We start from the raw sequence: 14703 nt of genomic DNA on the forward strand, positions 1-14703 counted from the left end.
TCTCTTGCTTGCGCTGGCATCTCGGTATATACTAACGAAGTCGGTTTCCGGTGCTGTTCTTGTAAAGAATAAAGTGCTGAAAAACTGGCTTCACGACCAGATGGGCGGGTAATACCGGCCCTTTTTTTTTGGCTGTCCCTTTTTGGGACTGTTTTAAAGCGGCAAGATATTGATGAGTTGGCAGCAGACCGTAGAGCAAACCGTCACGGGTTTGGGGTATGACTTGGTGGATCTGGACCGGTCCGCCGGCGGTTTGTTGCGCGTGACCATCGACCTGCCATGGGATCCGACGCAGGCCGGAGTCGAGCAGTTCGTCACGGTCGAGGACTGCGAGAAGATCACGCGCCAGCTCCAGTATCTGCTTGAAGTCGAAAACGTCGACTACAAGCGCCTGGAAGTCGGCTCGCCCGGCATCGATCGCCCCCTGCGCAACGAAAACGACTTCATCCGCTTTGCCGGTCAGGAAGTCGACATCACGCTCAAGGAGCCGATTGGCGTGACCGGCACCACGATCGCGGCCAACCGCAAGAAATTCCGCGGCACGCTCGAGCGCCCTGAAAGCGGTGAAGGCTGGCAGATCGTCTGGAGCGACGCCCCCGAGCGCAAGCCGGGTGCCCGCATCAGCAAGAAGGCCAAGCCGCTGCCGGTCCAGGTGCTGGGTTTCACGCTCGAAGAGATTCGCGAAGCGCGTCTGGCCCCGATCGTGAGCTTCAAGGGCCGAGGTGCAACTCCTGCGGCCGATACAGATTTGAACAATACAGCTGCAGAGTACGGAAAGGCAGGCGAGTGATATGAATCGCGAAATGTTGATGTTGATCGATGCGATCTCGCGCGAAAAGAATGTGGAGCGCGACTTGGTGCTGGGCGCCGTCGAGACCGCGCTGGCTTCGGCCACCAAGAAGCTCTACAAGGGCGAGGTCGATATTCGTGTCGCGATCGATCCCGACAGCGGAGCCTACGAAACCTTCCGTCGCTGGCTGGTCGTCCCTGACGAAGCCGGTCTGCAGAACCCCGAGGCCGAGGAGCTGATCTCCGACGTGGCCGACGAGAACCCTGGCATCCAGGTCGGCGACTTCATCGAGAAGTCGATCGAGAGCGTGCCGATCGGCCGCATCGGCGCCATGGCCGCCAAGCAGGTGATCCTGCAGCGCATCCGTGACGCCGAGCGCGAAATGCTGCTCAACGACTTCATGTCGCGCGGCGACAAGATCTTCGTCGGCACCGTCAAGCGCCTGGACAAGGGCGACGTGATCGTCGAGAGCGGCCGCGTCGAAGGCCGCTTGAAGCGCAGCGAGATGATCCCGAAGGAAAACTTCCGTTCCGGCGACCGCGTGCGCGCCATGATCATGGAAGTCGACCTGACCCTGCGCGGCGCGCCGATCCTGCTGTCGCGCTCGGCGCCCGAGTTCATGATCGAGCTGTTCCGCCAGGAAGTGCCCGAGATCGAGCAAGGCCTGCTCGACATCAAGAAATGCGCCCGTGACCCGGGTTCGCGCGCCAAGATCGCCGTCGTCTCGCACGACAAGCGCATCGACCCGATCGGCACCTGCGTCGGCGTGCGTGGTTCGCGCGTCAACGGCGTCACCAACGAGCTCGCCGGTGAGCGCGTCGACATCGTGCTGTGGAGCGAGGACCCGGCCCAGTTCGTGATCGGCGCCTTGGCACCGGCCAACGTGCAGTCGATCGTGGTCGACGAGGAACGCGGCGGCATGGACGTGGTGGTCGACGAGGAAAACCTCGCGATCGCGATCGGTCGTGGCGGCCAGAACGTGCGCCTGGCGTCCGACCTGACCGGCTGGAAGATCAACATCATGACCGCCGACGAGTCGGCCCAGAAGCAGGCCGCCGAATCCCAGTCGATCCGTGCGCTGTTCATGGAAAAGCTCGATGTCGACCAGGACCTGGCCGACATCCTGATCGAGGAGGGCTTCGGCAGCCTCGAGGAAGTGGCTTATGTGCCGCTGCAGGAGATGCTCGAGATCGCCTCCTTCGACGAAGACACCGTCAACGAACTGCGTGCCCGTGCCAAGGCGGCCTTGCTGACGATGGAAATCGCCCGTGAGGAAAGCGTCGACGATGCCTCGCAGGACCTGCGCGACCTCGACGGCCTGACGGTCGAGCTGATTGCTCAGCTCTCTGGTGCCGGTGTGCACACCCGGGACGAGTTGGCCGATCTGGCCACTGACGAATTGTGCGAAATTACAGGCCAGACGCCCGCCGAGGCCACGGCGCTGATCATGAAGGCCCGTGAACATTGGTTCTCGGGTGACTCGGCTGAGAGCCAGTCCTGATCGCGGAGGCCTTACGGAGAAATTAATTAATATGTCTAGCAATACCGTCGCAGAATTCGCCGCCGAACTCGGTAAACCCACTTCCGTGCTGCTCGAGCAGCTGTCTGGCGCAGGCGTCGACAAGCGTGCCGGCAACGACATGCTGACCGAGTCCGACAAGCAAAAGCTGTTGGGCTACCTGAAGGCTGCCCACGGCACCGCCACTGGCGAGCGCAAGAAAATCACCTTGACCACCAAGTCAACCAGCGAAATCAAGCAGGCCGACGCCACCGGCCGTGCCCGCACCATCCAGGTCGAAGTGCGCAAGAAGCGCACCTTCATCAAGCGCGACGACGAGCCGGCCGAGGGCGACAGCAGCGCGTCCCAGACCGAAGAGCTGGTGCGCCGCGAGGAAGAAGCGCGCCGACAGGCCGAGTCGATCGAGCGCCAGGAAGCCGAGCTGGCCCAGCAGCGCCAGCAACGCGCCCAGGCCGAGGAACAGGCCGCCGTCCAGCGCGAGTCCGAGGATGCCCAGGCCCGCAAGCGCGAAGCCGAGGAAGCCGCCGCCCGTCGCGAAGCCGAGTACCTGCAGCAAGTCGCTGCCCGCACCGCGGCCGAGCAGGAGGCCCAGGCCAAGCTGACGGCCGAGCGCGCCGAGCACGCCGCCCAGATCGCCGCTGCCAAGGCCAAGGCCGAGGCCGAGATCAAGGCCAAGCAGGACGAGGCCAAGAAGGCCGAGGCCGACCGCGCCAAGGACCTCGAAGACCGCCGCCGCAAGGCGCTGGCCGAGGCCGAGGCCATCCGCGCCATGATGTCCGCGCCCAAGAAGGTGCTGGTCGCCAAGAAGCCCGAGGAGCCCAAGCCCGCCGCTGCGCCGGCCGTCGCCAAGGGCACGCTGAGCAAGCCGGCTGCCGGTGCTGCCAAGCCCGGCCAGGCTCCGGCTGCCGCTCCCGCCGCTGGCGCAGGCAAGAAGGAAGTCAAGTCCGAGAACCTGTCTTCCACCTGGAAGGACGACGCGAACAAGAAGAAGGAAATCAAGACCCGTGGCGACACCGGCGCTGGCCGCCCGGGTGGCAGCAACTGGCGCGCGGGCAACAAGGGTGGCGGTCGCCGTGGTGGTCGTGATGACCGCAACCAGGGCGCTTCTTCCTTTGCTCCGGCCGCAGACGTCAAGGTGATCGAGGTCCATGTGCCCGAGACCATCACGGTCGCGGAACTGGCCCACAAGATGAGCCTGAAGTCGTCCGAGGTCATCAAGCAGCTGATGAAGCTGGGCCAGATGGCCACCATCAACCAGCCGCTGGACCAGGACACCGCGATGATCCTGGTGGAAGAGCTCGGCCACAAGGCCGTGGTCGCCGCACTGGATGATCCGGAAGCCTTCACCGACGAGGACGTGGCCGTCACCGCCGAACTGCTGCCGCGCGCTCCGGTCGTGACCGTCATGGGTCACGTCGACCACGGCAAGACCTCGCTGCTCGACTACATCCGCCGCACCAAGGTGGCGTCCGGCGAAGCCGGCGGCATCACGCAGCATATCGGTGCCTACCACGTGGAAACCCCGCGCGGCATGGTCTCCTTCCTCGACACCCCGGGTCACGAGGCCTTCACGGCCATGCGTGCCCGCGGTGCCCAGGCGACCGACATCGTGATTCTGGTCTGTGCCGCCGATGACGGCGTCATGCCCCAGACCAAGGAAGCCATCAAGCACGCGAAGGCGGCTGGTGTGCCGATGGTCGTGGCGCTGACCAAGATCGACAAGCCCGGCATCAACCTCGAGCGCGTGCGCTCGGAGCTGGTCGGCGAAGAAGTGGTGCCGGAAGAATTCGGCGGCGACGTGCCTTTCGTGGGCGTGTCGGCCAAGACCGGCGAGGGCATCGACGCGCTGCTCGAGCAGGTCCTGCTGCAAGCGGAAATCCTGGAACTCAAGGCGCCGGTGCAAGCCAACGCCAAGGGTCTGGTGATCGAAGCCCGCCTCGACAAGGGCAAGGGCGCCGTGGCGACCGTGCTGGTGCAGTCCGGCACGCTCAAGGTCGGTGACGTGGTGCTGGCAGGCCAGACTTCGGGCCGCGTGCGCGCCATGCTCGACGAGAACGGCAAGCCGACCAAGGAAGCCGGCCCGTCGATCCCGGTCGAGATCCAGGGCCTGGCCGAAGTGCCGCAGGCGGGTGACGACTTCATGGTCATGCTCGACGAGCGCCGTGCCCGTGAGATCGCGACCTACCGCGCCGGCAAGTTCCGCAACACCAAGCTGGCACGCCAGCAGGCTGCGAAGATGGAGAACATCTTCTCCGACATGTCGGGTGGCGAAGTCCAGACCCTGCCGATCATCATCAAGTCCGATGTCCAGGGTTCGCAGGAAGCGCTGGCCGCCTCGCTGCTCAAGCTCTCGACCGAAGAGATCCGCGTCCAGCTGGTCTACGCCGGCGTGGGTGGCATCAGCGAGTCGGACATCAACCTGGCGATCGCTTCCAAGGCGATCGTGATCGGCTTCAACGTGCGGGCCGAAGTCGGTGCGCGCAAGCTGGCCGAAGGCAACGATGTCCAGATCCATTACTACAACATCATCTATGACGCCGTCGATGAGTTGAAGGCCGCGATGTCGGGCATGCTGGCTCCGGAGAAGCGCGAGGAGATCATCGGTACCGCCGAGATCCGCAACGTGATCGTCGCGACCAAGATCGGCACCATCGCCGGCTGTATGGTCACCCACGGTCACATCACTCGCAACGCGCATTTCCGCCTGCTGCGCGAGAACGTGGTGGTCTACACCGGCGAGCTCGAGTCCTTGAAGCGCATGAAGGACGACGTCAAGGAAGTCAAGGAAGGCTTCGAGTGCGGCGTCAAGCTCAAGAACTACAACGACATCAAGGAAGGCGACATCCTCGAGGTCTTCGAGATCAAGGAAATCGCTCGTACTCTCTGAGCTTGAACGATGCCGGCCAAGAAATCGCCCTCCAACCGCAGCTTCAAGGTCGCCGATCAGATCCAGCGTGATCTGACCGAGCTGATCCGCGAGCTCAAGGACCCTCGTCTGGGCATGATCACCCTGCAGGCCGTGGAAGTCACGCCTGACTATGCTCATGCCAAGATCTGGTTCAGCCTGCTGACAGGCAACCCGCAAGACACCGAGGCGGCCTTGAACCAGGCCTCCGGTTTCCTGCGCAACGGCCTGTTCAAGCGCCTGCACATTCACACCGTGCCGACGCTGCACTTCCACTTCGACCGCACCTCCGAGCGTGCGGCCGACATGAGCGCCTTGATTGCCAAGGCGGTCGCGTCGCGTTCCCAGGACGAGAGTTGAGATGACCGCAGCACCTCGCGCACGGGTGCAGCGTCGCCCCGTGCATGGGGTGGTGCTGCTCGACAAGCCGATCGGTCTCTCCAGCAACCAGGCCTTGCAGAAGGTCAAGTGGTTGCTGCGTGCCGAGAAGGCGGGACACACCGGCACTCTCGACCCACTCGCCACTGGCGTGCTGCCGCTGTGCTTTGGCGCCGCGACCAAGTTCAGCCAGCTGCATCTCGATGCCGACAAGGGCTATACGGCCGTGCTGCGCCTGGGCGCCACGACCAGCACCGGCGACCTCGAGGGCGATCTGACCTCGAGCGTTGCCGTCGATCGGGCGGCACTGACGCCCGAGCTGCTGCAGGCGGTCGCGGCCCGGTTCACCGGTCCGATCAGCCAGTTGCCGCCGATGTACAGCGCGCTGAAAAAAGACGGCAAGGCGCTCTACGAGTACGCCCGCGCCGGCATCGAGGTCGAGCGCGAGCCGCGCTCGGTCACGATCCGCGAGCTGTCGCTGCGCCTGTTGCCCGAGACCGATGCTGGAAGGGTCGAGCTCGAGCTGCAGGTGCTGTGCAGCAAGGGCACTTATGTCCGCACGCTGGCTGAGGACATCGGCCAGGCGCTGGGCTGCGGTGCCCACCTGTCGGCCTTGCGCCGCACCCGCACCGGCGAATTTGAACTTTCGCACTGCATTTCCATCGAAGCTATCGAGGCCTTGCCCGACAGCGAGCGCCTGGGCGTTCTGTTGCCGGTCGAGACCCTGCTGGCCCGCCATGAGCGTGTCACGCTCGACGAGCACAATTCCGGCCGATTCCTCAGCGGCATGCGCCGGCGCGGCCCCTGGGCCGATTGTGCGCAGGTCGCCGTCTATGCCGACCATCCTGCCGCCTTGCTGGGCACTGCCCAGGTCGAGGCCGGCGAACTGATCCCGGGGCGTCTGTTGAGCCCTATCGAAATTCAACATATCCTTGAGAGCCACTCATGAGTACCCCGATTCGTAACATCGCCATCATCGCCCACGTTGACCACGGCAAGACCACCATGGTTGACCAGCTGCTGCGTCAGTCCGGTACCTTCGCCGAGCACGAAAAAGTCGTCGACACCGTGATGGACAACAACGCCATCGAACGCGAGCGCGGCATCACCATCCTGGCCAAGAACTGCGCGGTCAGCTGGGAAGGCACCCACATCAACATCGTCGACACCCCCGGCCACGCGGACTTCGGTGGTGAAGTCGAGCGCGCGCTGTCGATGGTTGACGGCGTGGTGCTGCTGATCGATGCCCAGGAAGGCCCGATGCCGCAGACCCGCTTCGTGACCAAGAAGGCACTGGCCTTGGGCCTGCGTCCGATCCTGGTCGTCAACAAGGTCGACAAGCCGGGCGCCAACCCCGACAAGGTCGTCAACGCCGCTTTCGACCTGTTCGACAAGCTCGGCGCGACCGACGAGCAGCTCGACTTCCCCGTCGTCTACGCTTCGGGCATCAACGGCTGGACCTCGCTGGAAGAGGGCACCCCGGGCGAGCAGTGGGGCCCCGACATGTCGGCCCTGTTCAACACCATCCTGAAGCATGTGCCGGCCCAGAAGGGCGACCCGGCTGCACCGCTGCAGCTGCAGGTCTCGGCGCTGGACTTCTCGACCTTCGTCGGTCGCATCGGCGTCGGCCGCATCAGCCAGGGCACCATCAAGCCCGGCATGGACGTGGTGGTGATGGAAGGCCCGGACGGCAAGTCCGTCAAGGGTCGCGTCAACCAGGTGCTGACCTTCCAGGGTCTGGACCGCGTCCAGGTGACCGAAGCCGGTCCGGGCCACATCGTGCTGGTCAACGGCCTGGGCGACATCGGCATCGGCGTCACCATCACCGATCCGGTCACCCCGGCTCCGCTGCCGATGCTCAAGGTCGACGAGCCGACCCTGACCATGAACTTCTGCGTCAACACCAGCCCGCTGGCCGGTCGCGAAGGCAAGTTCGTCACCAGCCGCCAGATCTGGGACCGCCTGCAAAAGGAACTCCAGCACAACGTCGCGCTGCGTGTCAGCGAGACCGACGAAGACGGCATCTTCGAAGTGATGGGCCGTGGTGAACTGCACCTGACCATCCTGCTGGAAAACATGCGCCGCGAAGGCTACGAGCTGGCTGTCTCCAAGCCGCGCGTGGTGTTCCGCGACATCGACGGCGTCAAGTGCGAGCCGATCGAACTCGTGACCGCCGACATCGAGGAAACCCACCAGGGTGGCGTGATGCAGGCACTGGGCGAGCGCAAGGGCGAGTTGGTCAACATGGAGCCGGACGGCCGTGGCCGCGTGCGCCTCGAGTACCGCATCCCGGCGCGTGGCCTGATCGGCTTCACCAACGAGTTCCTCAACCTGACCCGTGGTTCCGGCCTGATCTCGAACATCTTCGACAGCTACGAGCCGCACAAGGGCGACATCGCCAGCCGCAAGAACGGCGTGCTGATCTCGATGGACGACGGCGAGATCTTCACCTACGCACTGGGCAAGCTCGACGACCGCGGCCGCATGTTCGTCAAGGCCAACGATCCGGTCTACGAAGGCATGATCGTCGGCATCCACAGCCGCGACAACGACCTGATCGTCAACGCGACCCGCACCAAGCAGCTGACCAACTTCCGTGTCTCGGGCAAGGAAGATGCCGTCAAGATCACGCCGCCGATCGACCTGACGCTGGAATACGGTGTCGAGTTCATCGAGGACGACGAGCTGGTTGAGATCACGCCGAAGTCGGTGCGCCTGCGCAAGCGTTACCTGAAGGAAAACGACCGCAAGCGCGCCAGCCGCGGTTGAGCCATTCCTGGCCCGGTTCGCGATGAAACCTCGTAAGCTGGGCCATGGTCAGGCCGTCGGACTGATGGTGCTGGTCACGCTCCTGTGGAGCACGGCTGGCGTGGTGACACGCCAGCTCGATTCAACCCGCAGCTTCGAGCTGACCTTCTGGCGCAGCGCCTTCACGGCGGCTGCGCTTTTGGTCTTGCTGCCGCTGTGGCAGGGACCTGGCCTGTGGCGCCGCATGCGTGCTACGGGTGCCATGCTCTGGCTGTCGGGCGCCTGCTGGGCCGCGATGTTCACCTGCTTCATGTTGGCCATGACGCTGACGACCGTGGCCAATGTGCTGATCACGATGGCGCTCGGCCCGTTGCTGACGGCGCTGGTGGCCTGGCTCTGGCTGGGGCATCGCTTGCCGGCGCGCACCGGGGCCGCCATTGTGCTGGCCGGCTGCGGCATTGGCTGGATCTATGGCGGGCAGATCGACGCCGGTGCCGGCTGGAGCGGCATCCTGGTTGCTGCCGCCGTGCCGCTGGCGGGCGCCATCAACTGGACCCTGGTGCAACGCAACCAGGCGCCCGGGCATCAGCTCGACCTGGCGCCGGCCGTGCTGGTGGGTGCCGGTCTGTCGGCCCTGCTGACCTTGCCGCTGGCCTGGCCGCTGCAGGCCGGCGCGCCGGATCTGGCCTGGCTGGCCGCCCTGGGTCTGGGGCAGCTGGCTATTCCCTGTCTGCTGTCGGTGATCTGCGCGCGTTCGCTCAGTGCACCCGAGATGTCGCTGCTGGCCTTGCTCGAGGTGCTGTTCGGCATCTGGCTGGCCTGGCTCGGCGCTGGCGAGACGCCGCCGCCCAGCACGCTGCAGGGTGGGGCGTTGGTGCTGGCGGCGCTGCTGGGCAACGAATGGCTGGCCCATCGCGCCCGAGTCCGCGCTCGCGCTGTCGGCGACAGGCTGGCACACGAGCCGGCCGCCTGACCGCTCGGATCGGCAGAGGCCGCCCGGGTTTTTTTCAGCGGCTGCGGCTCTTGAGCGCGCGCTCGACCTCGCGCTTGCCTTCGCGTTCCTTGATGGTGTCGCGCTTGTCGTGCTCGGCCTTGCCCTTGGCCAGCGCGATCTCGCACTTGACCCGGCCGTTCTTCCAGTGCAGATTCAGCGGCACCAGGGTGTAGCCTTTTTGCTCGACCTTGCCGACCAGGCGCTTGATCTCCTCGCGGTGCAGCAGCAGCTTCTTGATGCGCGCGCTGTCGGCGCTCACGAAGGGCGAGACCCCGCGCAGCGGGTTGACCTGGCAACCGATCAGGAACAGCTCGCCCTCGCGCACCAGTACATAGCCGTCGGTCAGCTGGACCTTGCCCTCGCGCAGGGCCTTGACCTCCCAGCCCTCGAGCACCATGCCGCATTCGTAACGCTCCTCGATGTGGTAGTTGTAGAGCGCCTTCTTGTTGTCGGCGATGCGCGTGTCGCGCGCGGCGGTGGATTTCTTGTTGGTGGCCATGCTGATCAAATGGGGAGGCCCCGGACCAATACAATCCCGGGGCGACCGACGATTGTATGAAAAGCATTCACAAATCTGTTTTACTCTGGCACAGCGCGTCCGAAATGTTCGTGCTGGTGGCCGATGTTCCCCGTTATCCCGAGTTCCTGCCCTGGTGCAACGAAGGGGCTCTGCTTGAACAGCAGGGCTCGGTCGTGGTCGCCCGGGTCGGCATGTCCATCAGCGGCTTGAAGAAAACCTTCACGACTCGCAACACCCAGGTCGAGGGCCGCAGCATCAAGCTCGAGCTGGTCGACGGGCCGTTTTCTCACCTCGAGGGCACCTGGGAGTTCATCCCCCTCGGTGGCCCGGAGCAGAACGCCTGCAAGATCCTGTTCACCCTCAACTATGCCTTCTCGAGCCGCACGCTCGAGTCGCTGGTCGGGCCCGTGTTCGACAAGATCGCGGGCAGCCTGGTCGATGCCTTCGTCAAGCGGGCCGACCAGGTCTATGGCGCCGGCTGACGGCATGAAGATCACCCTGGTCTACGCGCCGGCTGCGCGCGAGCTGCTCGAGTGCGAGCTCGAACTGCCGCAAGGCAGCACCCTGGCCGACGCCTTGCAGCGCAGCGGCTGGCTGCTCCAGCACCCCGAGCTGGGCTCGGACGCCGCCATCTGCTGCGGCATCTGGGGCCGCAAGGCCGCGCGCGAGACTGCGCTGCGCGACGCTGACCGGGTCGAGTTCTGGCGCGGCTTGCGCGTCGACCCCAAGGTGGCCCGGCGCGAGCGGTTCCGCTCCCAGGGCGCCAAGACGGCCGGACTGTTCGCGCAGCGCCGTCCTGGCGCCAAGTGGGGTTACTGAGCAGGCGCGGTCAACGCGCGCCGTCCTTGGGCTCGCAATTGTCGCGCTCGGCTTGCTGGGCGCGCAGCGTTTCCTGTGCCCGCATCGCGTCGTCCATCAGCACCTGCTCACCCTTGTCGTTCAGGCTGTAGAGCCGCAGGCTGGAGGCCAGCGTCGCGAGCGTGGCTCTGGCTCGGCGGCAGTTCTCGCGCAGCGCAGCGGCGTTGCGCTGATAGAGCGGCTCCGGCGCCTTGCCCTGCGGCTGGTCGCTGCCTGCGCTGGCAGGCGAGCTGCTGCTGGGTGAGGGCAGGCTGGGGGCCGGCAGATCCGGTCCGGGCCGCTGCAGGATGCGCGGCTCGGGCACTGAAGCTGGCGGCGGCAGGTCGCTGAAGACCTGGCGCCCCTGGCTGTCTTGCCATTGCCAGCGGCCGCCATTGGCCTGTGCCAGCGAGATCGCACCGAGCCAGCAGCTGCTGCCGAGCACCAGCCAGCCGGCTTGTCGTCGCAGCAAGGCAGCGCGTTTATTTGCCCACAGAAGCGAAAAAAATTTCCCCATCCCGTCCTCCTCGGCTTAGCCATGTCCGGATGGTACATTCAAGCGCCAGTACAATAGCGCTTTTGGAGCCTTACACATGCGCCTACTCGGTAAAGCCCTCACCTTCGACGACGTGTTGTTGGTGCCGGCCTACTCCCAGGTCCTGCCCAAGGACACTTCGCTCGCGACTCAATTCACGCGCGACATCACTCTGAACCTGCCGCTCGTGTCCGCCGCCATGGACACCGTCACCGAAGCGCGCCTGGCCATTGCCATTGCGCAGGAGGGCGGCATCGGCATCGTGCACAAGAACCTGACCGCGCAGGAGCAGGCGGCCCAGGTCGCCAAGGTCAAGCGCTACGAATCGGGCCTGCTGCGCGACCCGGTCGTCATCACCCCTGACACCACCATCTACCAGGTGATGCAGCTGTCGGAAGAACTCGGCGTGTCCGGCTTCCCGGTGGTTGACGGCGGCAAGGTGGTCGGCATCGTCACGGGGCGCGACCTGCGCTTCGAGACCCGCTACGACCTGCCGGTGCGCGAGATCATGACGCCCCAGGAGCGTCTGATCACGGTGCCCGATGGCACCACGCCCGAGGCGGCCAAGGCCCTGCTGAACAAGCACAAGCTTGAGCGCCTGCTGGTGGTCAATGACAGCTTCGAGCTCAAGGGCCTGATCACGGTCAAGGACATCACCAAACAGCTCAACTTCCCGAACGCAGCACGCGATGCGGCGGGTCGCCTGATCGTCGGCGCTGCCGTCGGTGTCGGTGCCGGCACCGAAGAGCGCGTCGAGCTGCTGGTCAAGGCCGGCGTCGACGCGATCGTGGTTGACACCGCACATGGTCACAGCAAGGGCGTGCTCGATCGCGTGCGTTGGGTCAAGCAGAACTATCCGCAGGTGCAGGTCATCGGTGGCAACATCGCCACCGGCGCTGCCGCCCTGGCGCTGGTCGAAGCCGGCGCCGATGGCGTCAAGGTCGGCATCGGCCCGGGCTCGATCTGCACCACCCGCATCGTTGCCGGTGTGGGCGTGCCGCAGATCATGGCGATCGACAGCGTCGCGACCGCGCTCAAGGGCACCGGCGTGCCGCTGATCGGTGACGGCGGCATCCGCTATTCGGGTGACATCGCCAAGGCACTGGCAGCCGGCGCCAACACCGTCATGATGGGCGGCATGTTCGCCGGCACCGAAGAGGCGCCGGGTGAGATCGTGCTGTTCCAGGGCCGCAGCTACAAGAGCTACCGCGGCATGGGCTCGATCGGTGCCATGCAGCAGGGCAGCGCCGACCGCTACTTCCAGGAGTCGAGCACCGGCAACCCGAACGCTGACAAGCTGGTGCCCGAAGGCATCGAAGGCCGCGTGCCCTACAAGGGTTCGGTGGTGTCGATCATCTTCCAGATGGCCGGCGGCATCCGTGCCTCGATGGGCTACTGCGGTTGCGCCACCATCGCCGAGATGCACGACAAGGCGGAGTTCGTCGAGATCACCTCGGCCGGCATCCGCGAAAGCCATGTGCACGACGTGCAGATCACCAAGGAAGCGCCGAACTATCGCGCTGACTGACCGGGTCGACTGAACAGGCCCCAGGGGGCCGTCCAGTCTGGACGGCCTTTTCGCTTTTCTTGCAGCGCTCAATCCTTACACGCCATGCAACACCAGAAGATCCTCATCCTCGACTTCGGCTCCCAGGTCACGCAGCTGATCGCACGCCGCGTGCGCGAGGCCCATGTCTACTGCGAAGTCCACCCCTGCGACGTGACTGACGACTGGGTGCGCGAATACGCCGCCGACGGCCAGCTCAAGGGCGTGATCCTGTCGGGCAGCCATGCCAGCGTCTACGAGGAGTCGACCGATGCCGCGCCCGCGGCCGTGTTCGAGCTCGGCGTGCCGGTGCTGGGCATCTGCTACGGCATGCAGACCATGGCGCAGCAGCTCGGCGGCAAGGTCGAGAGCGGCCACCAGCGCGAGTTCGGCTATGCCGAGGTGCGCGCCCACGGCCACACCGCGCTGCTGAAGGACATCGCCGACTTCCACACTCCGGAAGGTCACGGCATGCTCAAGGTCTGGATGAGCCACGGCGACAAGGTCACCGAGCTGCCGCCCGGCTTCAAGCTCATGGCCAGCACCCCGAGCTGCCCGATCGCCGGCATGGCCGACGAGGCACGCGGCTTCTATGCGCTGCAGTTCCACCCCGAAGTCACGCACACCGTGCAGGGCAGGGCGATGCTCGAGCGCTTCGTGCTCGACATCTGCGCCACCCGCCCCGACTGGGTCATGCGCGACCATGTCGCCGAAGCGGTGCAGAAGATCCGTGAGCAGGTCGGCGACGAGGAAGTCATCCTCGGCCTGTCGGGCGGCGTCGATTCGTCGGTCGCGGCTGCGCTGATCCACCGCGCCATCGGCGACCAGCTGACCTGTGTCTTCGTCGATCACGGCCTGCTGCGCCTGAACGAAGGCGACATGGTGATGGAGATGTTCGAGGGCAAGCTCAACGCCAAGGTCATCCGCGTCGACGCCAGCGAGCTGTTCCTCGGCCAGCTGGCCGGTGTTACCGACCCGGAGAAGAAGCGCAAGATCATCGGCGGCCTGTTCGTCGACGTCTTCAAGGCCGAGGCAGCCAAGCTCAAGGCCGCCGGCAATGGCGTCAAGGGCGCCACCTTCCTGGCCCAGGGCACGATCTACCCCGACGTGATCGAGTCGGGCGGCGCCAAGAGCAAGAAGGCCGTCACGATCAAGAGCCACCACAACGTTGGCGGCCTGCCCGAGCAGCTGGGTCTCAAGCTGCTCGAGCCGCTGCGCGACCTGTTCAAGGACGAGGTGCGTGAGCTCGGCGTCGCGCTTGGCTTGCCGCACGACATGGTCTATCGCCACCCCTTCCCGGGTCCGGGCCTGGGCGTGCGCATCCTGGGCGAGGTCAAGCCCGAGTACGCCAAGCTGCTGCAGCGCGCCGATGCGATCTTCATCGAGGAGCTGCGCTCGACCATCGACCCCATCAGCGGCAAGAGCTGGTACGACCTGACCAGCCAGGCCTTCACCGTCTTCCTGCCGGTCAAGAGCGTCGGCGTGATGGGCGACGGCCGCACCTACGACTATGTCGTGGCGCTGCGCGCGGTCTGCACCAGTGACTTCATGACCGCCGACTGGGCCGAGCTGCCCTACAGCCTGCTCAAGCGGGTCTCGGGCCGGATCATCAACGAAGTGCGCGGCATCAACCGCGTCACCTACGACGTGAGCTCCAAGCCGCCGGCGACGATCGAGTGGGAATGATCTGAGATATGGCAATGCGCAGCATTGCCAGGCGATGAATGCAAAAATGCCCTTGACTTCAAGGGCATTTTTTTGTCCATGGCTGCCGTGACTGGCAGCGGCCAAGCACCCGAAAGTTCAGCTCTCGGGTGCCTGTGGCGGGGAGTGGTCAGAACATCTCGACCGCCATGCGATTGATCGTGGCACCGCTGGTCTGCACCGAGGCGGCCAGCGCCTGGGCCTGGGGCAGCAGCGCCTCGGCGTAG

13 protein-coding genes are annotated in these 14703 nt (G+C 65.3%); 11 read left to right on the top strand and 2 right to left on the bottom strand.

The window, feature by feature from the left end; translation table 11 throughout:
• Window positions 1-172 precede the first annotated feature (172 nt).
• Genes rimP through C6P61_RS13675 form a run of 7 tightly spaced genes read left to right on the top strand, consistent with a single transcriptional unit; the run spans window position 173 to window position 9313 of the window.
• On the top strand, window positions 173-790 hold the full coding sequence (rimP, locus tag C6P61_RS13645; RefSeq protein ID WP_105730473.1) for a ribosome maturation factor RimP: 618 nt from the start codon (window positions 173-175) through the stop codon (window positions 788-790).
• A 1-nt stretch (window position 791) separates the two neighbouring features.
• Complete coding sequence (nusA, locus tag C6P61_RS13650; protein ID WP_105730474.1) at window positions 792-2291, top strand: transcription termination factor NusA; 1500 nt, start codon at window positions 792-794, stop codon at window positions 2289-2291.
• A 31-nt stretch (window positions 2292-2322) separates the two neighbouring features.
• Window positions 2323-5196: a translation initiation factor IF-2 gene (infB, locus tag C6P61_RS13655; protein ID WP_105730475.1), complete on the top strand. Its 2874-nt coding sequence runs from the start codon at window positions 2323-2325 to the stop codon at window positions 5194-5196.
• 9 nt (window positions 5197-5205) lie between these two features.
• Complete coding sequence (rbfA, locus tag C6P61_RS13660) at window positions 5206-5574, top strand: 30S ribosome-binding factor RbfA (RefSeq protein ID WP_105730476.1); 369 nt, start codon at window positions 5206-5208, stop codon at window positions 5572-5574.
• A 1-nt stretch (window position 5575) separates the two neighbouring features.
• Window positions 5576-6541: a tRNA pseudouridine(55) synthase TruB gene (gene truB, locus C6P61_RS13665; protein WP_105730477.1), complete on the top strand. Its 966-nt coding sequence runs from the start codon at window positions 5576-5578 to the stop codon at window positions 6539-6541.
• A complete protein-coding gene (gene typA / locus C6P61_RS13670) occupies window positions 6538-8361 on the top strand; it encodes a translational GTPase TypA (protein ID WP_105730478.1) in 1824 nt (607 codons plus the stop codon). Before truB ends, typA begins: the two co-directional genes overlap by 4 nt.
• A gap of 22 nt (window positions 8362-8383) precedes the next feature.
• Window positions 8384-9313, top strand: a complete 930-nt coding sequence (locus tag C6P61_RS13675) for a DMT family transporter (RefSeq protein WP_244908934.1) — start codon at window positions 8384-8386, stop codon at window positions 9311-9313.
• Window positions 9314-9347: 34 nt separating this feature from the next.
• Here the strand turns inward: C6P61_RS13675 and smpB are convergent, their stop codons facing one another.
• On the bottom strand, window positions 9348-9833 hold the full coding sequence (gene smpB / locus C6P61_RS13680) for an SsrA-binding protein SmpB (RefSeq protein WP_105730479.1): 486 nt from the start codon (window positions 9831-9833) through the stop codon (window positions 9348-9350).
• Between the two features lie 56 nt (window positions 9834-9889).
• Between smpB and C6P61_RS13685 the strand changes: the two genes are divergently transcribed.
• A complete protein-coding gene (locus C6P61_RS13685) occupies window positions 9890-10336 on the top strand; it encodes a type II toxin-antitoxin system RatA family toxin (protein WP_105730480.1) in 447 nt (148 codons plus the stop codon).
• A gap of 4 nt (window positions 10337-10340) precedes the next feature.
• A complete protein-coding gene (locus C6P61_RS13690; protein ID WP_237491080.1) occupies window positions 10341-10673 on the top strand; it encodes an RnfH family protein in 333 nt (110 codons plus the stop codon).
• Window positions 10674-10683: 10 nt separating this feature from the next.
• On the opposite strand, the gene C6P61_RS13695 is transcribed toward C6P61_RS13690, so the two are convergent.
• A complete protein-coding gene (locus C6P61_RS13695) occupies window positions 10684-11163 on the bottom strand; it encodes a DUF4124 domain-containing protein (RefSeq protein WP_105730482.1) in 480 nt (159 codons plus the stop codon).
• Between the two features lie 121 nt (window positions 11164-11284).
• Here C6P61_RS13695 and guaB point away from each other — a divergent pair, with 121 nt between their 5' ends.
• Together guaB and guaA are read left to right on the top strand one after the other, a co-directional pair.
• A complete protein-coding gene (gene guaB, locus C6P61_RS13700; RefSeq protein ID WP_105730483.1) occupies window positions 11285-12754 on the top strand; it encodes an IMP dehydrogenase in 1470 nt (489 codons plus the stop codon).
• 84 nt (window positions 12755-12838) lie between these two features.
• Entirely contained in the window at window positions 12839-14458 is a 1620-nt protein-coding gene (guaA, locus tag C6P61_RS13705; RefSeq protein ID WP_105730484.1) for a glutamine-hydrolyzing GMP synthase, read from the top strand.
• Window positions 14459-14703 lie beyond the last annotated feature (245 nt).

This window comes from Malikia spinosa, assembly GCF_002980625.1.
In the GTDB taxonomy this organism is placed as follows: Bacteria; Pseudomonadota; Gammaproteobacteria; order Burkholderiales; family Burkholderiaceae_C; genus Malikia; species Malikia spinosa.

Coding starts and splice junctions, on each gene's coding strand:
- smpB (WP_105730479.1), bottom strand. CDS start 9,833: ATGGCCACCAACAAGAAATCCACCGCCGCGCGCGACACGCGCATCGCC.
- C6P61_RS13675 (WP_244908934.1), top strand. CDS start 8,384: ATGAAACCTCGTAAGCTGGGCCATGGTCAGGCCGTCGGACTGATGGTG.
- infB (WP_105730475.1), top strand. CDS start 2,323: ATGTCTAGCAATACCGTCGCAGAATTCGCCGCCGAACTCGGTAAACCC.
- guaA (WP_105730484.1), top strand. CDS start 12,839: ATGCAACACCAGAAGATCCTCATCCTCGACTTCGGCTCCCAGGTCACG.
- nusA (WP_105730474.1), top strand. CDS start 792: ATGAATCGCGAAATGTTGATGTTGATCGATGCGATCTCGCGCGAAAAG.
- truB (WP_105730477.1), top strand. CDS start 5,576: ATGACCGCAGCACCTCGCGCACGGGTGCAGCGTCGCCCCGTGCATGGG.
- C6P61_RS13690 (WP_237491080.1), top strand. CDS start 10,341: ATGAAGATCACCCTGGTCTACGCGCCGGCTGCGCGCGAGCTGCTCGAG.
- typA (WP_105730478.1), top strand. CDS start 6,538: ATGAGTACCCCGATTCGTAACATCGCCATCATCGCCCACGTTGACCAC.
- rimP (WP_105730473.1), top strand. CDS start 173: ATGAGTTGGCAGCAGACCGTAGAGCAAACCGTCACGGGTTTGGGGTAT.
- C6P61_RS13685 (WP_105730480.1), top strand. CDS start 9,890: ATGAAAAGCATTCACAAATCTGTTTTACTCTGGCACAGCGCGTCCGAA.
- guaB (WP_105730483.1), top strand. CDS start 11,285: ATGCGCCTACTCGGTAAAGCCCTCACCTTCGACGACGTGTTGTTGGTG.
- rbfA (WP_105730476.1), top strand. CDS start 5,206: ATGCCGGCCAAGAAATCGCCCTCCAACCGCAGCTTCAAGGTCGCCGAT.